Source organism: Leptolyngbya sp. PCC 6406, assembly GCF_000332095.2.
In the GTDB taxonomy this organism is placed as follows: Bacteria; Cyanobacteriota; Cyanobacteriia; order Phormidesmidales; family Phormidesmidaceae; genus PCC-6406.
This window is the reverse complement of record NZ_KI913949.1, coordinates 4,473,991-4,499,227: the sequence shown is the minus strand read 5'-3', so window position 1 is coordinate 4,499,227 and position 25,237 is coordinate 4,473,991. Positions and strand designations below refer to the sequence as shown.

At 57.5% G+C, this 25,237-nt stretch carries 18 protein-coding genes; 6 read left to right on the top strand and 12 right to left on the bottom strand.

The genetic code is table 11. From position 1 onward, the window contains the following. Nucleotides 1-90: 90 nt before the first annotated feature. From pstC to LEP6406_RS0219945, 7 genes are all read right to left on the bottom strand, one after another. Nucleotides 91-1,998 (bottom strand): phosphate ABC transporter permease subunit PstC, encoded by a 1,908-nt coding sequence (gene pstC, locus LEP6406_RS0219970; RefSeq protein ID WP_008312319.1) that lies wholly within the window; start codon nucleotides 1,996-1,998, stop codon nucleotides 91-93. A 122-nt stretch (nucleotides 1,999-2,120) separates the two neighbouring features. Then, nucleotides 2,121-3,821: a putative bifunctional diguanylate cyclase/phosphodiesterase gene (locus LEP6406_RS0219965; protein WP_008312320.1), complete on the bottom strand. Its 1,701-nt coding sequence runs from the start codon at nucleotides 3,819-3,821 to the stop codon at nucleotides 2,121-2,123. Between the two features lie 37 nt (nucleotides 3,822-3,858). Continuing rightward, the gene (locus tag LEP6406_RS35515) at nucleotides 3,859-4,629 is read right to left on the bottom strand and encodes a 3-phosphoshikimate 1-carboxyvinyltransferase (RefSeq protein ID WP_317133859.1); all 771 of its coding nucleotides are present in this window, start codon (nucleotides 4,627-4,629) and stop codon (nucleotides 3,859-3,861) included. 1 nt (nucleotide 4,630) lies between these two features. After that, nucleotides 4,631-5,248 (bottom strand): 3-phosphoshikimate 1-carboxyvinyltransferase, encoded by a 618-nt coding sequence (locus LEP6406_RS35510; RefSeq protein ID WP_317133858.1) that lies wholly within the window; start codon nucleotides 5,246-5,248, stop codon nucleotides 4,631-4,633. A gap of 274 nt (nucleotides 5,249-5,522) precedes the next feature. Then, nucleotides 5,523-6,209, bottom strand: a complete 687-nt coding sequence (locus tag LEP6406_RS0219955) for a uracil-DNA glycosylase (RefSeq protein ID WP_008312322.1) — start codon at nucleotides 6,207-6,209, stop codon at nucleotides 5,523-5,525. Between the two features lie 287 nt (nucleotides 6,210-6,496). Then, the gene (locus LEP6406_RS0219950; protein ID WP_008312324.1) at nucleotides 6,497-6,970 is read right to left on the bottom strand and encodes a GNAT family N-acetyltransferase; all 474 of its coding nucleotides are present in this window, start codon (nucleotides 6,968-6,970) and stop codon (nucleotides 6,497-6,499) included. Nucleotides 6,971-7,181: 211 nt separating this feature from the next. Further along, nucleotides 7,182-7,784 (bottom strand): DJ-1/PfpI family protein, encoded by a 603-nt coding sequence (locus LEP6406_RS0219945; RefSeq protein ID WP_008312326.1) that lies wholly within the window; start codon nucleotides 7,782-7,784, stop codon nucleotides 7,182-7,184. A gap of 344 nt (nucleotides 7,785-8,128) precedes the next feature. On the opposite strand from LEP6406_RS0219945, the gene LEP6406_RS30565 reads away from it, so the two are divergent. Next, nucleotides 8,129-12,331, top strand: a complete 4,203-nt coding sequence (locus tag LEP6406_RS30565; RefSeq protein WP_008312329.1) for an nSTAND1 domain-containing NTPase — start codon at nucleotides 8,129-8,131, stop codon at nucleotides 12,329-12,331. Nucleotides 12,332-12,750: 419 nt separating this feature from the next. Here the strand turns inward: LEP6406_RS30565 and LEP6406_RS0219935 are convergent, their stop codons facing one another. Together LEP6406_RS0219935 and LEP6406_RS0219930 are read right to left on the bottom strand one after the other, a co-directional pair. Beyond that, on the bottom strand, nucleotides 12,751-13,026 hold the full coding sequence (locus LEP6406_RS0219935) for a hypothetical protein (protein ID WP_263971199.1): 276 nt from the start codon (nucleotides 13,024-13,026) through the stop codon (nucleotides 12,751-12,753). 250 nt (nucleotides 13,027-13,276) lie between these two features. Further along, nucleotides 13,277-15,094 carry a sodium:solute symporter family protein gene (locus LEP6406_RS0219930; protein ID WP_008315861.1) on the bottom strand — a complete coding sequence of 606 codons (1,818 nt, stop codon included), beginning with the start codon at nucleotides 15,092-15,094 and terminating at the stop codon, nucleotides 13,277-13,279. Nucleotides 15,095-15,207: 113 nt separating this feature from the next. Here LEP6406_RS0219930 and LEP6406_RS0219925 point away from each other — a divergent pair, with 113 nt between their 5' ends. Next, the gene (locus tag LEP6406_RS0219925) at nucleotides 15,208-15,999 is read left to right on the top strand and encodes a cyclic nucleotide-binding domain-containing protein (protein ID WP_008315859.1); all 792 of its coding nucleotides are present in this window, start codon (nucleotides 15,208-15,210) and stop codon (nucleotides 15,997-15,999) included. Between the two features lie 589 nt (nucleotides 16,000-16,588). Here LEP6406_RS0219925 and LEP6406_RS0219920 read toward each other — a convergent pair. Next, nucleotides 16,589-17,344: an SAM-dependent methyltransferase gene (locus LEP6406_RS0219920; protein ID WP_008310233.1), complete on the bottom strand. Its 756-nt coding sequence runs from the start codon at nucleotides 17,342-17,344 to the stop codon at nucleotides 16,589-16,591. Nucleotides 17,345-17,546: 202 nt separating this feature from the next. Here LEP6406_RS0219920 and btpA point away from each other — a divergent pair, with 202 nt between their 5' ends. The 4 genes from btpA (at nucleotide 17,547) to LEP6406_RS0219895 (ending at nucleotide 22,454) form a co-directional block, all read left to right on the top strand. Then, nucleotides 17,547-18,407 (top strand): photosystem I biogenesis protein BtpA, encoded by an 861-nt coding sequence (btpA, locus tag LEP6406_RS0219915; RefSeq protein ID WP_008310235.1) that lies wholly within the window; start codon nucleotides 17,547-17,549, stop codon nucleotides 18,405-18,407. A 268-nt stretch (nucleotides 18,408-18,675) separates the two neighbouring features. Beyond that, a complete protein-coding gene (locus tag LEP6406_RS0219905; protein ID WP_008310237.1) occupies nucleotides 18,676-20,775 on the top strand; it encodes a bis-aminopropyl spermidine synthase family protein in 2,100 nt (699 codons plus the stop codon). After that, a complete protein-coding gene (locus LEP6406_RS0219900) occupies nucleotides 20,765-21,259 on the top strand; it encodes a GNAT family N-acetyltransferase (RefSeq protein ID WP_008310239.1) in 495 nt (164 codons plus the stop codon). Before LEP6406_RS0219905 ends, LEP6406_RS0219900 begins: the two co-directional genes overlap by 11 nt. A 277-nt stretch (nucleotides 21,260-21,536) precedes the next feature. Further along, complete coding sequence (locus LEP6406_RS0219895) at nucleotides 21,537-22,454, top strand: vitamin K epoxide reductase family protein (RefSeq protein WP_008310240.1); 918 nt, start codon at nucleotides 21,537-21,539, stop codon at nucleotides 22,452-22,454. Between the two features lie 154 nt (nucleotides 22,455-22,608). On the opposite strand, the gene LEP6406_RS0219890 is transcribed toward LEP6406_RS0219895, so the two are convergent. Together LEP6406_RS0219890 and LEP6406_RS30560 are read right to left on the bottom strand one after the other, a co-directional pair. Beyond that, nucleotides 22,609-24,477 carry a peptidoglycan D,D-transpeptidase FtsI family protein gene (locus tag LEP6406_RS0219890; protein ID WP_008310242.1) on the bottom strand — a complete coding sequence of 623 codons (1,869 nt, stop codon included), beginning with the start codon at nucleotides 24,475-24,477 and terminating at the stop codon, nucleotides 22,609-22,611. Between the two features lie 11 nt (nucleotides 24,478-24,488). Continuing rightward, a complete protein-coding gene (locus LEP6406_RS30560; protein ID WP_008310244.1) occupies nucleotides 24,489-25,022 on the bottom strand; it encodes a hypothetical protein in 534 nt (177 codons plus the stop codon). Nucleotides 25,023-25,237: the final 215 nt, after the last annotated feature.

The window sequence follows — 25,237 nt, the reverse complement described above, 5'->3', positions numbered from 1 at the left end:
GCGGGTTTAGCTCGTGTCTACTGGGGAATCCCAAATGGGAGGCTCAAAACCCGCCCTACCCAGTCGCTTGCTGTCTTCTGCCTTTCTGTCCTAAAGCGATGCCCTTAGGCGATCGCGCAGGATTCCAGCTAGTCCATTCATGGCTAGGCCAATCAACCCAAGCAACAGCACCGCTGCGGCTGCCTTGGCTTGAAAGGCGGGTTGGGGGCGGGACAGCCAGAAAAAGATCTGGGTTGTCAGGGTGGTAAAGGGGGAGCGTAGACCATCGAGATTGGGGGTAGGGATAAAGGTGATGAAATCGACGGTGCCTAGGGCAATCAAGGGGGAAGTTTCCCCCAGCACCCGCGATAGGGCGAGCCCCATCCCTGTAATCAGATCGGGGAGCGCGGTGGGTAGAGTGATGTGCCAGGTCACCTGCCACCGGCTCATGCCCATGGCATAGCCGCCTTTCTTCAGGGTGGGGGGCACCGATTGCAGGGCCGATCGGGAGGCAGTGATCAATAGGGGTAGTACTAGCAGTGTCATGATCAGAGCGGCGGAAATCAGGGTACGGCCTCCGGTAAACCACCCCAGTGCCCGCGCAAAGACGGCTAAGCCCAACAGCCCGTAGAGAATGCCGGGAATCGCCGTGGCATTGGCCAGATTAATCTCCACAAACCGATTCCAAAGTCCGTCCCGGCCATATTCCTCTAGATAAATGGCGGCGGCTAAGCCTAGGGGAATGGCCAGCAGGGCCGTCAACCCCAGCAGCCACAATGTCCCGGCTAGGGCCGCCAGAACCCCGGCTTGTTCGGGGTTGCGGGAGGTAAAACTGGTCAGAAATTGCCAGTTCAGTTCCGCCAGACCACTGCGAAAGGTAACCAGCACCAGCAGGGCGAAGAATATTGGCCCTACTAAGGACGCCCCCAATCCCAATAGGGCAAAAATGCGATCGCACAGTTGTCGCCAGGGCCATCGCACCACAAAGTCCCCCGATGGTTGGATATCCAGCACCTGTGGGGGCAGGGCAGTGGGGTCCGCAGACACCGCTGCCGTAGGTAAACTCTGCCCCTCGGTAAAGCGCCGGTAGCGGTGAACCAGCGTATTACCCACTGTATTCAGGGCCAGGGTCAGCAGAAAAAGGGTCATACCCACGGCAAAAATTGTGCGGAAAATCAGGCTCTCCGTTGGCACATCCCCCAAACTCACCTGGACAATGAAGGCCGTCATCGTACTGGCGGGAATGAGGGGATTCAGGGTGAGTTGGGGGGTTTGACCTGCTGCCACCGCTGCAATCATGGTTTCTCCTAGGGCGCGGGAGGCCGCCAGGGTAAAGGAGGCAATAATCCCCGGTAGGGCCGCTGGAACCAGCAGCCGGGTAATGGTTTCATATCGGGTCAGGCCGCAGGCAAAGGCTGCTTGCCGCTGGGCTGTGGGCACCGCCCGCAAAGCATCTTCGCTCAGGCTGGCCACAATGGGAATGATCAATAACCCCGTGACCAAGCCTGCACTGAGGCTATTGAAAACCGCCATACCGAGGAAGATCCGCTGCAATTGGGGGGTTACAAACAGCAGGGCAAAGTAGCCATAGACAATGGTAGGTACCCCCGACAGGGTTTCTAGCACGGGCTTAATCAGCCGTCGCACCAGCGGCGGGGCGTACTCGCTCAGATAGATGGCAGATAACAATCCCAAAGGCAGGGCAACTAAAAGTGCGATCGCACTCACCATCACCGTGCCACTCAGCAGTACCACAATGCCAAACTGCTGAGTTGAAAACAGCGGCGTCCAGCGAGTCTCCGTCAGAAACTGCCAGAGGGAAATTTCTTGAAAAAACAGCCAACTCTGGTAGATGAAAACCGCCAGAATTCCCCCAATTACCAGCAGGGGCAACGTCCCAGCCACCGCCAGAATCGCCACCGTGGCCCGCTCTGACCAACGCTGGCTCCAGGGGGCAATGGGTTCAAACACTTGAGACTCGAATTGCAATGATCGCAATGACTTAGGGGAAACAGGCATCACCAAGGGCGCTAGAGGATTCAGCTATAGAATTCATCCGATGCATCAAAAAACGGGCAGATTTTCCCCTCCTCCTCCGACCTTATCCCCCCAAAGTAAAGAAAAGGTAAATGCCCAGACCCTTAAAGGTGCTGGATCAACTCAGCAGCAGTCATGGGCAGCCCCACCCAATAGCCCTGAATGGCATCGCAGCCGTAGGTTTTGAGCAGTTCCATTTCCTCCACCTGCTCCACCCCCTCGGCAACCACCGCCAGATCTAGATCATGGGCCAGGGCAATAATGCGCCGCAAAATAATCTGATTTTTCCAATCCTCCGTCACCCCCCGCACAAAGCAGGTGTCAATCTTGAGGGTATCGATGGGAAGCTGGCGCAGATAGCCCAAGGAGGCGTAACCCGTACCAAAGTCGTCCAGCGCCACCTGTACCCCCAAATCCTTAAACTGGTGCAGCAACACTAGGGCCGACTCCACATCCTGCATCAGGGCCGTCTCCGTTACCTCCAGTTGTAGATGGTGGGCAGGCAGACCGATGTCCTTGAGGATGCGATCCAGGGTTTTACAGAGGTGGGGCTGATTCAGTTGGACACTGGAAAGATTGACCGACACCTGCACCGGAGGTAGACCTTGCTGCTGCCAGCGGGCCGCCTGTTCGCAGACTGTACGCAGTACCCATTCCCCAATCGGGACAATCAGCCCCGTCTCCTCCGCTAGAGGCACAAACCGGGCCGGGGAAATGTAGCCATGGTCAGGATGCCGCCAGCGAATCAGCGCCTCTGCCCCTTCGATGCGCCCAGTCATGAGGGTTTGCTTGGGCTGGTAATAGACCTGAAACTCTTGGCGCTTGAGGGCGTAGCGCAGCCAGGTCTCCAGTTGCAGTTCATCCCCCGACACCACGGGCATGTCAGAACGGTAGAACTGACAATAGTTACTCTTCTGCTGTTTGGCCCAATCCAGAGCGGCGTCGGCCTGACGCAGTAGAGTGCTGATGTCTTGGGTATTTTCGGGAAACAGAGCAATACCGATGCTGGTGGTGACAAAAACCTCCTGCTCCGGTAGGGAAAAGGAACGAGAGAGGCAGTCGATAATGTCTTCGGCAATGAGTTGAACAGCAGCGGCATCGGGGGGAGCGGGCAAAATGATGGCGAACTGGTTTCCTGTCAGGCGAGCTAGGGCGCTGGATCGGGGCAGAATACCCTGCAATCGGCGGGCGGCAGCCCGCAGGAGAGTGTCTCCAGCGGGGTAGCCCAGGGTGTTATTAATTTGCCGCAGGCGATCCAGGCTAATGGACAGGAGAGCGACGTGCTGTTTCCCGAGGGCGGCCCGCTGAACCGCCTGCATTAGACGCTGGCGCAGGAGGTGATGGTTAGGTAAATCCGTCAGGCTGTCATAGTGGGATAGCCGATTTAGCCGCTCCGCTGTGTGGCGCATGAGGGTGTTGTAACGCTGGGTGAGAGCGTCCTGTTTTCGCAGGCGGGCAGCGATGGCCTCTAGCAAGTCTCCATCGCTGAAGGGGGTCACTAGACAATCATCGGCTCCGAGGGTGGCGCATTGCCTCCCATAATCGCGATCGCTACGGTTGGTCAGCACAATAATGGGCAGTGCCACCAAGTCACTTTTATTCGTGATCAGATGCAGGAGGTGGGTATTGTCCCCGCCGCTGAGGTCTAGGCTGCACAGAATCAAATCGGGGGAATACTGGCGGGCGGTTTGAATACCTGCTTCTGCGGTTGCTGCCGTCATCACCTCAAAGCTCTGCTCTTCCAACATTTGGACCCGAGCTTGGCGGGAGATGCCCTGATCTTCAACAACCAACAGTTTGCGCATGGGAGGGGGGTGAAGCCGAGCGGCAGCGGTAAAATGATCAAAGGGGACGGGGTTTTGAGGGGGAAGGAGGGGTGGCCCCAGAGACTTGGGCTAGGGTGTGCATAAATTCGGGATAGGAAATGGCGGCAGCTTCGGCCCGGTGAAGGTGGGTGGTGCCTTCTGCCCGTAGGGCTGCGATCGCAAGGCTCATCGCTACCCGATGATCGGTAAAACTATCCACTTCAGCACCTTTCAGCATCGCACCTCCCATGATTTCCAAGCCATCGGGCCGCTCGACGACGGTGGCTCCTAGTTGGGTCAACTGAGTGGCCATCGCAGTAATGCGATCGCTTTCCTTCACCCGTAGTTCCGCCGCGTCTTGAATGATGGTTTTGCCCTCTGCAAACAGGGCTGCCACTGCCAGGATTGGCACTTCATCGATCAGACGAGGGATTAGATCGCCCCCCAAGGTGGTGCCCTTGAGGACACTGTGGCGCACCCGAATATCCGCCACCGGTTCCCCCGTCACCAAGCGCTCATTTTCCAAGGTAATGTCCGCCGCCATCTGGTGCAGGGCGTCCAAGATACCCGTTCGGGTGGGATTGACACCGACATTTTCAATCACCAATTCAGAACCGGGGGTGATCGCCGCTGCCACCAGCCAAAAGGCGGCGGAGCTGATATCCCCTGGCACGATTACCGTTTGTCCCGTGAGTTGGGCGGGACCATTGAGGGTGACAGTGAGGCTGTCAGGCTCCACCACCAAGTTTGCACCGAAGGCTTGCAGCATCCGCTCACTGTGATCACGGGAGCGGCTGGGCTCTGTCACCCTAGTCTGGCCCTCTGTCAGCCAGCAGCCCCGCTAGCAGCACACAGGATTTGACCTGGGCGGAGGCTATGGGGGAGTGGTAATGGATGGGGCGCAACCGCTGTCCCTGAACCGCCAGGGGGGCGAGGGTATGGCCCCGCCGTCCCCAAATCGTGGCCCCCATCTTTTGCAGGGGGGTGATCACCCGGCCCATGGGCCGCGATCGCAGAGAGGCATCCCCAGTGACGGTAAACACTCGATCGGAGTGGGAGGCCAGTAGCCCCAGCATCAAGCGTAGGGTGGTGCCGGAGTTGCCTGCATCCAGGACCGTATCGGGCTCCTGGAGATGGCCCAAGCCCACCCCCTGCACCGTGATCCAGTCCTGCTCTAGGTCAGAGATCTCCACCCCCATGGCCCGGAAGCAGGCGGCGGTGCTACGGGGATCTTCTCCCAGCAATAGTCCCTGGATGCGGGTCTTCCCCGTCGCGATTGCCCCCAGCATCAGCGCCCGATGGGAAATGGACTTGTCCCCCGGCACCCTCAGTCGTCCCGTTAGTACGACCCCCTGCAGCGGCGGTGTCACCGTTAAGGTCTGATGGTCAGCAGGGGTTTCGGTAATCTGTAAGCAGAGATCTGTCATAGAAATCAGGGCAAGGGAAGCAGGGTAGGGGAACCTAAGCGTCGGAGCCAGGAAAACGGTAATACTGAGCCGCAAGCGATTCTAGGAGGAGGTTGACCGCAAGGCAAGGGATGCAGACTCCTAGACGGTCCCCAGGCGCACAATTTTCCCTGTAGCAGAGCACAACTCGCTCTGCTACAGGGAGCCAATCTAAAGGCTAGGGAGGCAGGGCGGGGAATTCAGGGCGGGAGGTTGGCACCTCCACGGGCAGCATTTGCACCGCTGAGAAGATCTTCTAGGATAACTCGTCTAGCTTGGCTCGCACGGCCTGGATATCTTGCCACATCAGCCATTTGGGCGAACCGCGATCGCGGGATGGATTGCGAAGTAGGTAGGCGGGGTGAAAAATAGCCATACACCAGTGGCCCTGCCACTGCATCCACTGTCCCCGGATTTTGCTAATGGCTTTCTTCTCCCCCGTTAGCCCCTTGAGGGCGGTGGCCCCAGTCAGCAAGATGATTTTAGGATTCACTAGGCGGATCTGTTCCATCAAATAGCCTTTGCAAGCGGTGGATTCCTGGATGGTGGGAGCCCGGTTACCGGGAGGACGACATTTCACCACGTTGCAGATGTACACATCCCGCTCCGTATCCAGACGCACCGCCGCCAGGATTTTCTCTAGCAACTGCCCCGATTTACCCACAAAGGGCAACCCCTGCTCATCCTCCTGCTGCCCCGGCCCCTCCCCCACCACCAGAATTGGAGCCTGGGCACTGCCCCGACTCACTACCACATGGGTTCGTCCTGCTGCCAGATCGCAGCGCTGACAGCGCTGACAGTGGACCGTAAGATCCGCCAGGGAGCCATAGGTGCCGGGGGGAATGGGAACGCTACCGTCGGTGGGAATGGCGTCGTATTCAATGGTTTCGGTTAGGGGAGAGGCATCCTCTGGGGCAAACAGGTCAATTTGATCGTCAGCCATGGTGGGCAACAGGTTAGGCAACGGTAGGGCTATAACGTTCGGAAGTGCGAGCCGACGGACAGAAACGCCATAAGCAGTCCCAGTTTCTGGGGCGAGTTAGCACCACGCAACGTAGGCGCAGCCTTCTCGAAGGGTAGCCCAATGGCTCAGGAGATACAGTAAATGACGCAGTTGCGCATTGACAGTTCACGTTCTTATTTGGGGAGATCTGTCCTTAAGGCTCATAGTTTAGCTTACACGTCTGCTGTAAGAACTTGTGAGACCAGATATCAGCTTGTTCATTTATTCTACAGGAGCTTTTCCATTGCATAGTTGATTAACGTTTTGCCCCGACAAGTCACCTCCTGCTCTTTGATAACCAAAAACCCCATGCGCTGGAAAAAGGGCTTTGCGGTAATGCTTGCCTCAGTAAACAACCGACTCACTGATAACTCAACTGCCTTTGCCTCAATTGCCTGATAGATTTGTCTGCCTAAGCCGCAACGTTGATAGTTTTTGTGGCAGTAAAAGCAGCCGATATGACCATTCGCCTCCAACTCTCCAAACCCAGCAATTGTCCCATCATCAGCAGCAGCAACATAGGTGAATCGGTTCGAACACACTTCTAACCAGTTTCTAAAGTGGATATCATCGGGTGCCCAAGCCCTAACCTGATTGCTTGAGTAATCGCGGACATTGACTTCACGAACTGTGTCATGAAACAACTGTGCTATTTGTTCAACATCCTGTGTCTTAAACAACCGTATATTGATCATGCGCATATTGATCGTGATCGCACTCCATCAATTATAGCTATACCAAGTCCAGCTCGAAATCTGGAGTTTCCCCATCGGGGAAACTCTACTTCTTAGACTTGGGCCAGGTTTAAGTCAACTAGCCTAGTACCGCAGGGCGTAAATCAGCTCACTATTGTCGCGTCAGCCCAACATTTTCTGGTCCTTTCTCCCCTTGGGCTAGGGCTTCGGCGTGAGCTCACCGTCGCCACACTGTACCGCGACGTTCATGCTCCATTTCTTTCTCTACCTCATAGACAATTTGAGGACCAAAATACCGTTCTATGAGCCACAGCGTTAAATCCAAACCAGACGTGACACCTCCTGCGGTAACAATATCGCCATCGTCTACAACACGAGCATTGATAATTTCTGCCCCACTAGCTCTCAACTCTTCTATAGCAACATGATGTGTAATTGCTGGGCGACCTTTTAGAAGCCCTGTCTCTGCAACTAACATGGCACCTGTACAAACTGACGCTATTGTTGTGCCACTTTGATGCAACCGAGAAATTGCTTTTGGTATCTCACCTCGTTGCGCTTCAGCCCATGCTCCTTGTGTAGCCCGATTCCCCCAACCTCCCCCTGGTACTATCAAAATATCTGATTTCTGATCGATCCCAAGTTTGGCATCAGGTTGAACTCGCAATCCGTGAGCGGCAACAATTTCCGTAGAGCTATCTAGAGTCACGAGTTCTGCTTGTATGTCAGCACCAATTTCCGCCGCACTTCGCAAAACCTCAAGCGGAGCGATCGCGTCAAGCTCATCAAACCCATCAAAAATGATTATTTGTACTTTCATAATTTCTAGTATTCTTGATTTTTGCTTGCAATCCTAACCACTCTACCAATAAAATCCGGCCATAAAATCCAGTTAGTGCCCCCACTGAATATTTCGGGGCATACCGCACTAGGGCGTATGGACGATTAACGAGGAAACCTTTGCAGGGTAGGCATGACCACGTCAACCCTACTCAATCAAGCCATCACTATTGCTTGCCAGCCAAGACCTGAATGAAACGGCTGATTACCTTGCTGGAAATAGCCTGGAAGTGGGTGATCACTCATGACAGTGGAATCTGAGGGTATCGTAAGGCAAGCCTTTGGCGCTTCGCTCCTGCGGGGGGGACCCCAGACGAGACTGTTATGCCCCGTTACGCTCTGATTGTTGGCATTGGTCACTATCACGTTCTCCAGAATCTTTCCAAGCCGGAGGGGGACGCCCAGACGGTCCACGACCTGCTGAAGCAGCAGGGAGACTTTGATCATATTCACCTGCTGAATCACAGCACGGTGCCGGACGGGGTGACGTTTGAAGTTTTAAACGATGCCCTGGTGACCCTGTTAGAAAAGCGGGCCGATCGCAGTGAGGTGCTGATTTATTTCACCGGCCATGGCTTCATGGCGGGGGAGACGGCGGATGACCGGGAGGGGTATTTGGCCACCGGGGATTGCCAGGTGGAGATGGATGGCGACGCCATACTCAGCCAGCGGCGGGGATTGTCCTTTAAACGCTTAAACAAACTGGTGGGGCGGAGTAAGGCCAGCAGCTTGGTGATGTTGCTGGATTGTTGCCACGGGGGCTATTTCATCGAGGACGGGCTGGTGAAAGCGGGGTTGGACGCATTTCGGGACCGCAACTATTGCCTGATTGCCGCCTGTCGCGGATTTGAGCAAGCCTATGCAGAGCACCAAGATTCCCACAGTCTGTTTACCACCGCCCTAGTGCAGGGATTGCAGGCAGAACCGGACAGGGGCGAGATTACGGCATTAAGACTGTTTCAGGGCATTAAGACCGGGTTGAAGGGGGTAGGTCAAGAGCCGATTTTGCTCCATTCTGGGCAGGATGTGATGGTGCTGCGGCTGGCTCAGCAGCGGCTTGCCCCCACCGTGAGCGAACGGTGCCCCTATCAGGGATTGAATGCTTTTACCCCGGAGACGCGGGCATTTTTCTTTGGTCGTGAGGCAGAGGTGGGGCGAGTGGTGCGGCGGCTAGAGCAGGCCAACTTTGTGCCGGTGATTGGGCCATCGGGCAGTGGCAAGTCGTCGGTCGTGCGGGCCGGGGTGGTGCTCTGGGTGCAGGCGGTGGGGGGGCTGGTATTGGGGCCAATGAAGCCAGGGCCGGAACCCCTGGCGGAGTTGAAGCGTTGTTTTCTGCCCGTGTTTGACAAGTTCACCATTGGCTCAGTGTACAGAGCACTAGAGCGGAGGGCAGTGGCGGATGTGGTAGCGCTCTTACCCCCAGGAGAGCGCTATGTGCTGGTGGTGGATCAGTTTGAGGAGGTGTTTACGGTCTGCACCAACCAGGAGCAACGCCAGGAGTTTATTCACCTGTTGACCCAGTTGGGACAGCAGCCGGGGATGGCGTTTCAGGTAGTGACGACGATGCGATCGGATTTTGTCACGGCATGGTTGGGGAGCAACCCCTTGATCCGGGTGATTCAGGACAATGCGGTATGGTTGGGGCCGCTGGAGCCAGAGGGACTGCGGGATGCCATTGTATGCCCTGCTCAGAAGCAGGGTTATGACCTAGAGCCGGGGCTGCTAGAAGTGATGCAGCGTGATGTGGCTCAGGAGACCCATTGTTTACCTTTGCTGGAGTTTGCCCTGACGGAGCTGTGGCAGCAGCGAGATCAGGGCAGGCGGCAGTTGACCCTGGCGGCCTACACCGCTATGGGAGGCTTGCGGGGGGCGCTGCGGCAGCGGGCAGATGCGCTCTATGACCAGGCATTAAACACCGAGCTGGAGCAAGCGTGGTGTCGGCAGCTCTGTTTAGAGCTGGTCTATATCAGTTTGGATGGCAACGATACTCGCTGTCGCTGTGACCGAGGAGCCTTGCTGGGGAAGGGGGCAACGGTAAAGGAGCGGGAGGTGATTGAGCGGGTGTTGGAGGTGTTGATTGAGGGGCGGCTGTTGGTGGCCCATGGGGAAACGGTGGACTTGGCCCATGAGGCGTTGATGGGGGCATGGCCGCTGTTTGAGCAGTGGCGACAGCAGGATCGCGATCGCCTGCGGTTGATCCAGCGGTTAAAGGATGCCTACCAGGAGTGGCAGCAACGGCAGCGCAGTGAAGCGTATTTGGTGCAGGGGGGGCTGTTGGCGGAGCTACGGGAGCGCTGGGCCATCCTAAAACAAGACAAACTGGCGGCGGAACTGATGGATTTTTTTCGCCTCAGCGATGACCAAGAGCGGGAAAACGTTGCCGTTCTTGAGCGCGCCCTTGCAGAAACCCAACTGCGAGACGAATGTACCCGAATCAATTCCTTACCCGGAAACAACCCCCTGGAGCGTACCCTGCGTGCCATTCAAGCTGTGGGTCTCAGTCTCAAGGGTTTCCAAAACCAAGTCCTGGCTCCAGCCCAAGACGCCCTGCACCGAGCCTGGACTCACCCTTGTGAGTGCTTGCGGCTCCAGGGCCATAATGGTTGGGTTAATGCGGTGGCCTTTAGCCCCCACGGAGATCGAATGGTTTCTGGGGGCGCTGATGGCACTCTACGGCTGTGGGATCTGACGGGACGGCAGATCGGTGACTCCTTCCAGGGCCATGGGGATTGGGTCTTGGCGGTGACCTTTAGCCCCCAGGGGGATGCCATTGTCTCTGGTGGGGCTGACGGTACCCTGCGGTTGTGGGACCTGGCAGGGCGGCAGCTCAGTGACCCCTTCCAGGGCCATGGGGCTGGGATCAGGGCGGTGGCCTTTAGTCCCCAAGGGGATGCCATTGTCTCTGGTGGGGCTGATGGCACTCTGCGGCTGTGGGATCTGACGGGACGGCAGATCGGCAAACCATTCCGCCATGGGGATTGGGTCAGGGCGGTGGCCTTTAGCCCCCAGGGGGATCGCATTGTCTCTGGCGGCAAAGATGGCACCCTGCGCCTGTGGGATCTTGGGGGGTGGCAGATCGGCGACCCCTTCCAGGGCCATGGAGATTGGGTTTTAGCAGTGGCCTTTAGCCCCCAGGGGGATCGCATTGCCTCTGGCGGTGGTGACAACACCCTACGCCTGTGGGATTTGGGGGGGCGGCAGCTCGGTGACCCCTTCCAGGGCCATGGGGCCGGGGTCAGGGCAGTGGCCTTTAGCCCCCAAGGGGATCGCATTTTATCTGGGGGCAGAGACGGCACCCTGCGGCTGTGGGACCTGAGGGGGCGGCAGATTGGTTCTGCCTTCCAGGGCCATGGAGATTTGGTCAATGCGGTGGCCTTTAACCCCCAGGGGGATCGCATTGTCTCTGGGGGCGATGACGGCACGTTGCGGCTGTGGGATTTGGCGGGGCGGCAGCTCAGCGACCCCTTTCAGGGCCATGGGGATTTGGTCAATGCGGTGGCCTTTAGCCCCCAAGGGGATCGCATTGTCTCTGGGGGCGATGACGGCACGCTGCGGCTATGGGATTTGGCAGGGCGGCAGCTCGGCGACCCCTTCCAGGGTCACGGGGATTGGGTCTTGGCGGTGGCTTTTAGCCCCCAAGGGGATCGCATTGTCTCTGGGGGTGATGACGGTACCCTGCGGCTGTGGGATTTGGCAGGGCGGCAGCTCGGCGACCCTTTCCAGGGCCATGGGGATTGGGTTTTGGCGGTGGCCTTTAGCCCCCAAGGGGATCGCATTGTCTCTGGGGGCAAAGGCGGTACCCTGCGGCTATGGGATTTGGGGGGGCGGCAGCTCGGCGACCCCTTCCAAAGCCATGGGGATTTTGTCTTTGCGGTGGCTTTTAGTCCCCAGGGAGATCGCATTGTCTCTGGGGGCGATGACGGCACGCTGCGGCTGTGGGATTTGGGAGGGCGGCAGATTGGTGACTCTTTCCAGGGCCATGGGGATTGGGTCTTGGCGGTGGCTTTTAGTCCCCAGGGGGATCGCATTGTTTCTGGCGGCAATGATGACACCCTGCGGCTATGGGACTTGACAGGACGACAGATCGGCGACCCTTTTCAGGGCCATGGGAATTGGGTCGGTGCAGTGGCCTTTAACCCCCAGGGAGATGCCATTATCTCTGGTGGCCATGATGGCACCCTGCGCTTATGGGATCTAGGGGGGCGGCAGATCGGCGACCCCTTCCAGGGCCATGGGGCTGGGGTCAATGCGGTGGCCTTTAGCCCTCAGGGGGATGCCATTGTCTCTGGGGGCAAAGACGGTACCCTGCGGCTGTGGCCGGGGGGGACGTGGCGCGATTGGTTGTATTGCTGTGGGCAGCGGTTGTTGCGCCATCCTGCCCTGACCCAGCCCAGCAGTGACTTGGAGCGAGGGGTACTGGCGTTTTTGCAGGAGCAGGTGTGGACGGAAGGGGATTTGGCCCAGTATTACCAGGCCCAGAGCAATGGACTGGGCAAGCGGGGGAATGGCACTGGAACAGAAGCCTAGTACTGGGCGGCGTAAATACTCTGACCGTTCTATCGTGGCACACCTCGGCCCCTCACCCTAGCCCTCTCCCAAGGGGCGAGGGGACCAGAAAATGTTGGGCTAGTGCGACAGAATAGTTTCGTAGGGTGCATTCGCGAAGCAATGCACCGCAGAAAGGCAACGCCTAGGGGAAATGGTCACAGAATTTCCGCCCCAGAGTACTAGTGGGTCATTCGGAATGAATATAGCCATTCTTGAACGCTCCTAAAGCTTGTGGTAGCAGTGGCTTGGGTCAGCAAGTTAATGGCCACGTTCAAAGCAAATGACCCACTAGTCCATTTTTAATGGACTTAAGCCTGTTAGCCGGGAATTTTGAATTCCCGGCGGGGTGACGGCGCTAATCCCGAACTGACGTTACCTATTACCAAGTCCGAGTCTGCCTAGCTGGCTAGATCTGGCTGGCCATGGACCAACATCGACACATCGGGCAGCAACTCTAGCTCTGGGGAGGCTGGGGTTGCATCTGGGGGAGCCCCCAACGCCGTGGGCTCCCCTAGGGGGGCTGGGGCCAGCATGTCACTGGGTAAAAAGCTGCGGGCGCTTACAGCCACCATGGCAAAGAGAAAGGTGAGCACAATCAGCAAGGGGGCAATGTAGGCGCGAAAAAAGCTCATAGGGACGGGGGTAAACGGGGTCAAGCTGGGGGGGGTGGTCATCTCAGCGATGCACGGGCACAGCCTGCCGATGCCAGGGATAGCGCCAGAGATCACTTCGGGACTCGCAAGAAAATAAGGTACCAATTGCCACCTTGCCTATTGGTGCATTGCTTCGCGTTTCGCAAGCGACATAAAAGGCGAAGCCGCGCCTTAGCGCTATGCACCCTACCAGTGCTCAACGGTTCCGGTACTTTATTTAGACGCACGTCCCTTACCTGTATTCTACAGGGCCGTATTCTACAGGGCAGCCCTATTCCTCATTCTGGGATGTCCCCGGATCCGCCAAGCCGGGACGGGGCATAGGGACCACCGTCCAGCGGTGTAGGCGTCGTAGCGCTACCCCACCTACGACCGCCACAATCAATCCCAGCCAGCCCGTCACAGATTGCAACAGCAAAAATCCGCCTAGGGCAAACATACTGCCAAACAGAAGTGCCATGGCGGCAACGACCTGCTGGAACTGAAGCAGGAGGGGCACCGCATCCCAGGCGGCATCGGGAGCCCGTAACTGCTGAGCCTTCCAGCCCGGTCCACTGGGGCGGACCTTGGCGTAGAAGCGATCTAGGGTGGCATTGCTTTCGGGGGGGGTGGCGTACATGACGGTTACCCATACGACGGTGGTCAACCCAGCGGTGACCAGCAGCCGGAGGCCAAAGTCCTCAATGATTAGCAAGGGCACCACACTGGTAAAGAGGCCGATGATGAACCCCGTCACCATGGCGGCTAATTCCGCAGCGGCGTTGATACGCCACCAAAACCAGCGCAGGATCAACACCAGTCCCGGCCCGGTACCAATGGCAATCACGAGACGAAAAACTGTCGTTACATCCTGGGAGAAGAAAGCTGCGATCGCACCCAATATTGTCACCAGCACCGAGGCAATCCGCCCCGCTAAGACCAACTCCGCCTGGGTGGCCTGGGGTCGCATGAAGCGCCCATAGAGATCATTGGTCAGATAAGAAGCCCCCCAGTTGATCAAAGTAGACACCGTGCTCATAAAGGCAGCGATCAGGGATGCCACTACCAGACCCAGGAAGAACGGCGGCAAAAACTCCAACATGAGTAGGGGATAGCCCAGTTCTCGATCCTCCAACTCCGGGAAGGTGATGAGGGCTACGAGGGCCACCACAATCCAGGGCCAGGTACGAATGACGTAGTGGAGAATATTGAAAAACCAAGCCGCCTTTTCCGCCTCCCCCTCATCCTTAGATGCCGCCAGCCGCTGGATAAACTCGCCCCCGCCATCACTGCGGCGAAAGGCCCACCATTGCAGAAATACGTAGGCCGAGAAGGTACTGGCGGTGATGCCAGCGGTTTCGCTCCAACTGATCCAACTGCCGTTGCCGAACTGGATCGGCACCATGGACAGGGTTTCCGCCCCAAATTCCGTCTGAATCTGGCTTACCAAGCTGCCCATGCCCCCCACATGGGCCACGGCAATGACCGCCACCACGATCGCCCCAAATAGGCCCAAAAAGAACTGGAAAAAGTCCGTGGCCACTACCCCCCATAGTCCCGAAAAGCCTGCGTATACCAGCACCAGGACACTAATGCCCACCACACTCCACAACTTGCCATAGGGGCCGGGATCTAGCCCTAGGCTTTCCCACAGTTGCAGTGCGGTCACCACCTTGACCATGGCCAGCATGGCGTAGCCAATGCCAATGCAGTTAATCGGCACGGCAAACAGAAACGCTTTCACCCCCCGCAGCACCGCTCCCATGCTGCCGCCATAGCGCAGCTCCGTTAGCTCGGCGTCGGTGACAATTTCCGATCGCCGCCAGAGTCGCGCAAATACATAGATCATCACGACATGGGCGATGCCAAAGCTCCACCATTCCCAGTTGCCTGCGATGCCGCGACTGCCCACCACCCCGGCAATGTAGAGGGGGGTGTCAATGGAAAAGGTGGTAGCGGCCATGCTGGTACCCGCCAGCCACCAGGGCAGCGATCGCCCCGACACAAAGAAATCCACCAGGGATCCCGATGCCTTGCGTCCCAGGTATAGCCCCAAGCCTAAGGTCAATATCAGGTACGCTAGCACCACCAACCAGTCAATCAAAATCATGGGCAGAGGGAGAACTCACCATTGCACAATCACCGCAGCCATCATCTCACAGCGTCTTCGTCTCACTGGGCGTCTCTCATGACAGACTGGAGAGGTTTCATGCGAACTAAGGTATGGCAAAACGAGCTAAGGAAGTAGTGCCTAGCCCCCTTCAGCTCCTCAGTGAGGGTAATTTTCTGTTCCGGGGTATAGCGACGGACTTGCTAGAGGTCCATGTTCCCCCTGGCAGCCTGATCCAGGAAAAACTGTATTCCAGCCGTCCTATCTACACGGCCTTTCGTCCAGATACCTCCCTGGACTATCTCTATGCCATCGTTTCCGGTGGTCCGGTGATTACCCGCAGCACACCGTTAGACCGGGTCATTGCCCTCACCTACCCCGGCGGCTGTTTTGGGATGCGAAATCTAGACTTTAGCTATGGTGTGGTCAGCCGCTCTTTTCCTAGTTTGGTGGAGGCATATAAAACCACCGACGTGATTAAAATCCCTTTGGCGGCGGTGCAAAATCTGTACCAGGCAGATCAGGGATTCCGCGATCGCTATGGGCAATTGTTTGAATTGCGGGAAAAGTTCCAATATCACCTACTGAATTGCAGCACCTATCCGCCCCAGGCCGTTGCCTCTCTGTTACGGGCCTTAGTCTATCAAGAGCGGACCCTGGGCCATCAACCCCAGACGAAGGGACTGTTTGCTTTTGACTTGCCCGTGGATCTAATTGCCCGCGCTAGCCAGCTCAACCATCGCACCGTGGAGCAGGTTTTGAAGGGAATGGTACAGGTGGGGCTTTTGGCTCCGGTGGATACTGGGGATAATAGTGGGGACTGGGTGCGGGTGGCAGATCCAGAGGGACTCAAGGCGGTCTATGGGGCCACCCGCGACAAGGTGTCTTGGTGGCCCCTACGCTAGGGCCGCATCCCAGGCTAGGGGCCAAGGCTAGTGGTCTGTCAATCTTTATTTTGTGGATAGCTTGTTTCCAGGCTCCCCTTAGGGACGTGTGTCTAAATAAAGTACCGGAACCGTTGAGCACTGATAGGGTGCATAGCGCTAAGGCGCGGCTTCGCCTTTTATGTCGCTTGCGAAACGCGAAGCAATGCACCAATAGGCAAGGTGGCAATTGGTACCTTATTTTCTTGCGAGTCCCTTATGGCAGGTAGTCCAGGATCAGAACGCTCACGATTTTAGTCTTGACGCTCCACTAGTGGTCTGTCAACCTTCAATTTGTGATTGATGTAGGCTGGGTCAAACGAAGTGAGACCCAGCACAGGCAAGGGTTTTGCTGGGTCACGCTAGCGCTAACCCAGCCTACAAATCGCAGCTTGACGCTGCCCTAGTACTGGTCGGCGTCAAGACTCTAACCGTTCCATCGGGGCACATCTGGCCTCCTCACCGTTCGGCTGGGTTTACGCCGAAGCCCTGCCCTCTGCCAGGGGTAGAGGGAACCAGAAAATGTTGGGCTGGTGTGACAGAATAGTAAGCCCATTTCAGCCTAGGTGTCCTAGGGCGATGAAGCCTGCAAGAGATAGAAGGTATAGCCATAACAATGGCTGAACTGTTGGAATAGAGTCATTTCTGCCTCGGTATCACGGAGGACAGTTTGCTCCACGGGGCTTAATCCAGTTTTGGGGTAGGTGGCTAGGCGCGATCGCAGTGGGTCATAGTAATTTTTCCACCAAGCCTCACTGGGTAGTCTGGGCGTATCTAGGACTCGAAAGCCTGCCCTGATAGCGCGATCGCAGTTTTCTGCCTCGGTCTCCATTTCTGGATAGGCCGCTTGCCAATAGGTGCGGGCGGGTGCGGGGATCTCCGTAGTGAACCAACTGAGTTCAGAGACAACAGCCACACCACCCGCCGCCAGCAAAGGTCGCCATAGGCCCAGAGCCCGTTCAAAGCCTAGATTATAGGCAGCCCCCTCAGACCACAGCAGGTCAATCCCAGCCTGCGGCCAGTCTAGCTGGCCCATATCGCCTTCAATGGACGTGATCAGGGCATCTAGGCCAGCAGCATGGGCGCGGGTTCTGAGTTCTTGAATAAAGACCGCAGATGAATCCACCGCTAATACAGGGCTTTGGTAATGTTCCGCCAGCAACAAGGCCCCCGCACCGCTACCACATCCGAGATCAGCAATTCGGGGTCGGGATGGCAATGGAGGCAGATGCCGCAGCAGGTTGTGGGTAAATTCTCCATCCCCTGGACCTTGCCGGTCGAGGCCCGTATGGAGCGCGATCAGAGCAGTAATGTATTCCTCTTCCATCGTTCTTTGAGATGTGATTCCCTAAGTAGCACTCTATCCCTAGGGACTCATGGATCTGGTTAGTTTGGGAGAATCGGGGGCGCGATCGCGTCCCCGATCAAACCAGGGGAAGCCCTTGGGGTACATTGGAAGGGGGAGCAAACCCTGAGGGTCTGCATCCCAGTGCAGGCTTGCCAGTCATTGCATCGAGACTTGAATCCACGTGAGTGTAACGACCCTTTTTAAGACCTCGGTCCCCGCCCTTGGCGTTGTCCATCTACTGCCCTTGCCCACGTCTCCTCGCTGGCAAGGCAACCTCCAGATCGTAATTGATCGCGCCGAACAAGAAGCCACCGCCCTGGTATCCGGGGGCATCAGTGGCCTGATCGTGGAAAACTTCTTTGACGCTCCCTTCCCCAAGGATCGGGTCGATCCCGCTGTCGTCAGCGCCATGAGCCTGATCGTCCATCGCCTCCAGCAGTTGGTGACGGTGCCCATTGGCATCAACGTCCTGCGGAATGATGCCCGGAGTGCCCTTGCGATCGCAACCTGTGTTGGAGCCCAATTCATCCGCGTCAATGTCCTCACAGGAGTCATGGCCACAGATCAAGGATTGATCGAAGGCTGTGCCTACGATCTGCTCCGCTACCGCCGAGAACTGGGCAGTGACGTGCAAATTCTGGCAGATGTCCTCGTCAAACATGCCCGTCCCCTAGGCTCCCCCAACCTCACCACCGCCGTCCAAGAAACCATCGAGCGGGGTCTCGCCGACGGCATCATCCTCTCCGGTTGGGCCACCGGTAGCCCCCCTAGCTTGGAAGATTTAGAACTGGCGAAAGCCGCCGCCAAACAAACCCCCGTCTTCATTGGCAGTGGAGCCGACTGGGAAAATATCGGCAAGCTGATTCAAGCAGCAGATGGAGTCATTGTCGCCAGTTCCCTCAAGCGCAAGGGCGACGTGAATCAGCCCATTGATCCCACCCGAGTCGGACACTTTATGGAAGCCCTAGAAGCAGGAATTGAAGCCCGCAATACCGTCATCGCCTCCACCCCCGAACGCTCCGTCCTCAGCCTGGGCCATTAAGGGATCGGTGGGTCAAGAATACTGCCGACTGGATAGGTCTGTGGTGGTTCCTGAGCCCTTGGGATGGGAGACGGGGGATGCTGACCTAGATGCGGCCTTCTTTTGCAATATCACCCTGCCGGATGATAAAGTCTCGAATCGGGATTGCCCTAATTAAGACCCGTTAAGGGTGAGAGTGACAGCCTACCCCCACCCTTGATCAAGGCATCCCAGGGTGATTCTGGTGCATCACCTAGGCTAGTTGGTGTAACCCAAGGGAGAACGAGCAATGCAGCACCTGATTCGTCGGCTGCTCCAGATGGGAGCAGTCCTAGTGTTGCTGCTAGGGGTGAGCTGTCCTGTCCTGTCCCAAGGGTTGTCAGAGTCGATCTATACCTATCAGGTGGGGGACACCTTTACCGTCCAAGCGACGACTCGCTTTCGGGGACGCACGGGAGACTACCAAGGTTACACCGAGCGGGAAAGCGATCGCCGCACCTACACCATCACCCAAATCGACAACGATGTGGTCACCTGGCAGGTGTCCTCCCGTTTTCGCTACTCCGACAGTGACGGCGGCTCCATGAACGAGACCTTTGCCTTCACCGTCAAAACCGATGCCAACACCCGCGCCTACCTAGAGGGCACCTACGACAGCCCGGACATCGGCCTCGACTATTACACCTTTGACTACATTTGGTTCCACATCCAGCCCGCCCTGGCTAATTTGGAAACCCGGCTGACCATCCTGGGGCAGACTTTTGTCGTTGAGCCGCCCAAAACCGTGCGCCTCGGCCCCCTACGCTTTGTGGATGCCCTCCATCTGGCCCTGCTTAGCCCCACTTCCCGCACGATTAACAACGCTGAGTACGATTCCACTGGCCAGTGGACGCTGAACGTTCTGGATGAGCACAATTATTACGACCCGGCCACGGGCTACATCCTGCGATCGGACTGGCAGGCGGAGGGCATCACCAGCTCAGGGCAGTTTTCATGGTCAGAGGAAATTGTCCTCCAGGACAGTTCCTTTCCGGTGCAGCGCAATTGGGGGGCGACCCTGCCCGGTGTATTCTCTTCCCTGGGATGGCTGGGCCTTCCCCTTGCTGCCCTGGTGGGTTATTTGCCCTGTCAGGGCTGGTTATGGCGGCGGCATGTGGACAAGGTGTTGCGCTTTGCCCAAGCCAGTCCCCCAGCGGCCACAGCCTTGGCCAAGCGGGCGCTGTCGGCCTGGAGTCCGGAGGCACTCGCCTACCGCGATCTGTTGACGACTGATTTCTTCCAGGAACCCAGGGTGGGCAGCTATCTGGAGCTGCGCCAGGGCCTCTACATCATCAACGACATCAACAACCGTCTGGGGGTGGTGGATACCCACGCGGATAAGTACCTACCCAATCAAATTCTGTCTACCCAACTGGATAATCTCCGGCTACTCTATCGATTGGCCCTGGGGGTGATGCCGGGGCAGGTTGCCTCCCCAGACAGCTTTAGCCCTGGGGGAGAGCCCAGGGATAGCAGTGGCCTCTCCCCCTCAGCAGCGGGGAATTCGGGCCTGAACCTATCCACCTATGGGGTGCCATCGCGGGGGTTTGCGGTCCCTGATCCCTATGGTGTGGAGGTGTATTCGGCCCATAGTGGGCCGGGAAGCCCTGGCTCTCAGGAGAACCAAGAGACGATTCAACTGCTGGCCCGACGGCGGGTGCTGGACTACACCCTGGGGCAGGCTCCCCTATCCCCCCGTTCCCACCTAAAAAAGGTGGAAAGAATCCTGCGGGAAAATCCCCAGGACGTGCTGATGGTGGGGGATGATGACTTGGTTTCCATTTCCCTGGCGCGGCGGGGAGTCCAGGTCACGGTGCTGGAGGTGGATCCCTATACCTGTGCTTTAATCCAGGGGATTGCTGATCAGGAAAATCTGCCCCTGGCCCTATGGCAGCATGATTTACGGCGATCGCTGCCTCGGGAAATTGATGATGTCGCCAGTCGGTTTGATCTCTTTGTCACGGATTCGGACTTCACCATTGAGTCTTTTTTCCTATTCCTGACCCGAGGCTTGTCCCTATTGCGGGTGGGGGGCGTGGGGCTGATTAATTTTGAAAACCGGCGATCGCAGCGATTCAAAGCCCGCTATTTATTGGAAAAGCTCCGGGTGGCAATCCTAGAGGCAGATCAAGAGCGCTGGAGCTATGTGATTTTGCGCAACTCCAAGGTGGAAACCAGCCGGGTGCGGCGGGGTAAGTATGTCCATGTCAACTATAGGGACGATATTCGCCTCGCCGAGGCCAATTACTCCTCTGTTCTTTTCCGGATCCAGCGCACGGTAGAGACCCAGGTGTTACTGCGTCCCCACGAGGATTTCCTGGGAGCAGATAGTTCCATTTATGACTACTAAGCCCTTCGTCATTGAGCCCACTCAAGATGCTGAGGTGATTATCCATGCAGCCCTACCCGGTCTCGCGGATGTGGAGCAATGGATCAGCCGCGAGAAGTTGACATTTTTGCTGGATCGGGGGTTGGTGATTGCCTTCTTGGCCTATGGCCAACCCAAGCTGGATCTGCCGACAGGGGTGATTATGGGGGGGCTGGAGGAGGAGGGACGGGTGTGGATTGAGGTGTTGTCTGTCCATCCCAGCTACCGCCGTCTAGGGGTGGCTACGGCATTGATGGAGGAGTTGCGATCGCAGGCCCAAGCGATCCAGGCCCGAGGGCTGATGGTGGATCTGGATGATGACAATTACCAAGCCCTGAAGTTCTACAAAAGTGTAGGCTTCAAAAAAGTAGGGTTTGTCAACCACTATTACTACGATGGTTCCAAAGCCATTATTCTGTTCTGTCCCCTGGCAGCAAACTCCCCAGGGTTCCCCCACCGCCTCTGATGCCCTAGTGTTCCGTCAGGAAAATTGTGACGGGCCGAAGACCCTCAAAATTCAACCCCAACTCAACTTCAGGATTTCAGTCACCCGTCAATCATTAATTAACCGAGCACTAGGCTGGTCTGTCTCTGCGGTGACCTCACCGCAGAGGCCAATCCCTGACACGACTTGACAGCTTAAGCCTTGAAACGAGATGAAAAGACAGTCCCTCTGCCGACTCGGGACTGAATAGGGCAAAATAGGAAAGAATTTTGCTGCATTGCATGGAGTTCGTTGGCCTATGCCCCGTCGCCGTCAAGAAACCCGCTGGATTCATCGCTGGGCACGCTGGATAATTGGCGCGATCGCGATTATGGGAGCCCTGGGCACTGCCTACCTGACGGTAGTGAAGCTCAGCCAGGGAGAAGCTGCCTGCCCCACGGGAGGATGTGATGTCGTCCTTTCCAGCCCCTATGCCATGGTGTTTGGCATTCCCCTCACCATCTTTGGCTTCCTTGGCTACGCGGGCATGGCAACGATGGCCCTAGCTCCGCTAGCCATTGATGCCGATCGCAATAAAGATCTTCGCAAGACCCTAGAAAGCTGGACCTGGCTGGGTCTCTTTCTGGGGTCTGTCGCCATGATGGTCTTCAGCGGCTATTTAATGTACCTGCTGGCCTTTGTCCTGAAGACCCCCTGCATCTATTGCATCACCTCCGCCTGCTTTGCCTGCGGTATGTTTGGACTTGCGATCGCGGGTCGCTATTGGGAAGACAGCGGCCAACTCATCTTCACCGGGCTCATCGTCGCGGTGGTCACCCTCACGGGCACCCTGGCCATCTATGCCCCTATCAACAGCCCCCGTAGCGCCGATAGCAACATTCCGGGACAGGCCGGTCCCCCCATCACCACCGTCTCCAGTGAGGCTCAAGTACAGCTTGCCCAGTACCTCACCGATGTCGGTGCCGTCATGTACGGAGCCTGGTGGTGTCCCCACTGCCACGATCAAAAGCAACTCTTTGGTCAAGAAGCGGCCAAGACCATCACCTATGTGGAATGCGCCGATGACGGTCAAAATCCCCAGGTCGAGCGCTGCCAGTCCACCCCAGGAATCCAAGGCTTTCCCACCTGGCAGGTGAATGGAGAATTCTACAGCGGCACCCAAAGCCTAGAAGCCCTCGCCGATATCTCCGGCTATACCGGCCCTCGGGAGTTCTAACCCTATTTCCTACTAGTCCCGCAGGGCTTAAATCAGCCCACTATTGTCGCACCAGCCCAACATTTTCTGGTCCCCTCTCCCCGTGGGAGAGGGCTAGGGTGAGGGGCCGAGGTGCGCCACGATAGAAAGGTCAGAGTATTTACGCCGCAGAGCACTAATCCGGTGCTCCCCCGGCGGTAGATGGGGTAGGCGGCACCACCCAGACTCCACCCAGGGCTTGGGTCGAAGAGGGGGGAATGCCCTCTAAAACCACCAGGGATTCCATCACCTTTTTAACTAGGGGGGCGGCTACGGTTGAACCGTAGGCGTTCTCCCCCTGGGGCTCATCGATTACCGCTAACACTACAAAGCGGGGGGCTTCTACGGGCAAAATACCGACAAAGCTGGTAATGCGTCCATCGCCGTAGTAGCCTCCTGCCGTTACCTTTTGGGCCGTCCCGGTTTTGCCCGCAATGCGATAGCCACGAATTTGAGCGGCTTTTCCGGTGCCATCCCGCACCACCGCTTCCATCATTGCCAGCACCGCTGCACTGGTCTCCGGAGAAAAAACTTGGGTGGGGGCAGGGCGGAGGGGCTGCCAGCGCAGGTCACCGACTTCATTCACCAAGCCCCGCAGTACGTGGGGCGTCACCATTCGGCCCCCATTGGCGACTGTCGCTTGGAGTTGCAGAAGCTTCATGGGCGTCATCACCACCCCTTGACCAAAGGCCACAGTGGCCGCATCAACCCGACTGTTGAGGAACTGTTCCCGAGTCTTGATCGGTGCCGGCACTTCACCGGGAAGATCGATCCCCGTGGACTGGCCAAACTCTAAATCTACTAACCATTGGTAAAAGTCAGCAGTGGGCATTTTTTCCATGATGTGGACCATGCCCACGTTGCTGGAATATTGCATGACCTGAGTAATGGAGAGGCTACCCGATCTTCCTGACGACTCATAGTCAGCATTCTGGATGGTCCAGTCATCCACCTGGATGCGACCCTCATCGTAGATAACATCATTGGGCTGGATGGCTCCACTTTCCAGCGCGATCGCAACATTGACCGGCTTCAAGGTGGATCCAGGCTCATAGAAATCTGTCACGACCCAGTTTCTGAGGCGATCTAGGGGAGCCTCATAGTAGCGATTGGGATCAAAGGACGGAGCCACCGCCAGGGCATGGAGCGCCCCAGTGTTCACATCCATCACCATCACGGTGCCCCGTTTGGCCCCAAAGGTGGCCAGGGTATCCTGGAGAGCGTCTTGAGCCACCTGTTGCAAGCGGGTATCTAGGGTCAACTGGAGTTGGGCGGGGCTGTCTAGGCGCAGATTCCCAACGGGGAGGGCGGGGCCTGCGACGACAGTTGGTTTGCCGGGGGCAATGGCTAGACGTTCCTGTTGAGTCAGCTCTAGGCCAGTCTGAGCTTCGCCATCTAGGTTGACAAAACCCACAATGGGGCCAAAGGAATCCTGCTGGGGATAAAAGCGCTGCTGCTGAGGAATCAGTTCTAGCCCGTCTAATCGCAGTTGCCGAATGCGACGGGCCACCTCTGCGGAAATATTGTCTGCGAGTCGGACCCCAGTGTTTTGCGATCGCAGTTTTGCCGTCAGGTCGGAGGCAGGCCGCTCTAGAAAGGGGCTGAGGGTAGCTGCTACTACTCCTGGGGGCTGATGGAATAAAGCTGGGTGACCATAGAGGGTATACATCACCCGATCCACCGCCAATAGGTTGCCCTGGCGATCCACAATGGGACTTCGGGCTAGGGGGGGAGCCCCTATTTGCCGCTGCTGTTGGGTGGCGCGATCGCGTAACTCTGGCCCCTGAATCAATTGGAGATGGGCAAGACGAATCCCGAGAACTAGGGCGATGAGGATGAGTAGCCCCCAAATCAGGGCCGCCCGCAAACCCAGGGCTGGAGGTCGCCGCTTAGTTTTCCGGCCAGGAACACGGGATGGGGGCGTACCCCGCCGCGATCGCGGCGGGCCGCCTGCACGGTCACCCCGAGTCCAGCGGGTTGCAGAGGATTTCAAGAAGGAGGCCATAGGGGATCATCCTAGTAGCCTAGAGGCCGAAGGGGGATGGGGGATGTTGCGCGGGATGGAGGTGTGCGAGAAGTCGCCGGTTCCTCCGGTACCGCATCCGGCTCCAGAAAAATTACCCCTCCGGTTTGAGCCGTTAAACTCCCCGAGGTCACCTGCTGGGCAAGGTGATGCTTAAGCACCGCCTTGCCCGTCGTGAGCTGTTGTTCCTGGCGCTGGAGTTGCTGGAGGTAGCGGGTCGTAGCCCCCAGTTGGCGATCGGCGCGCACCGTCATGCCATAGGCTACAAAGGTTGCCCCCACTAGCCCTGCCGCCATCACCACCGATAACGCCTGTCCCCCCATCAGCGCCTTCAGCCACAGGGGAGACCGGGGTCGAGGTAGCGCCTCAATGGTCGTGAGAATCGGGGCTCCTTGGCGACGGAGGTACCCGCGCTGTGGTCGGCGCTGTGGTCCCAAGGGCATGACGGTTGCCGCAGAACGCGGCTCTCGACGAGACCGACGCCGTTGGTCTGGTACCGTTCCCTTGGACTTGATTGCAGCGGGCATACAATACTCCAGAAAATTCCAGAAATTATGAGCATCCCAGAAGCTATAGCGACATCCGTAGTGCGCCCTCAGGGATGACGTACATCCCTGAGGGCGCACAGCCGTGCGCCCCTACCGTGGGCGGACTGGATTGAGCGGACTGGCGACTGCTATGGGGGTACTCCAGAAATTATGGGCAATGCTAGCGCGCCGCCTTAATCTCAGCAACCATTACC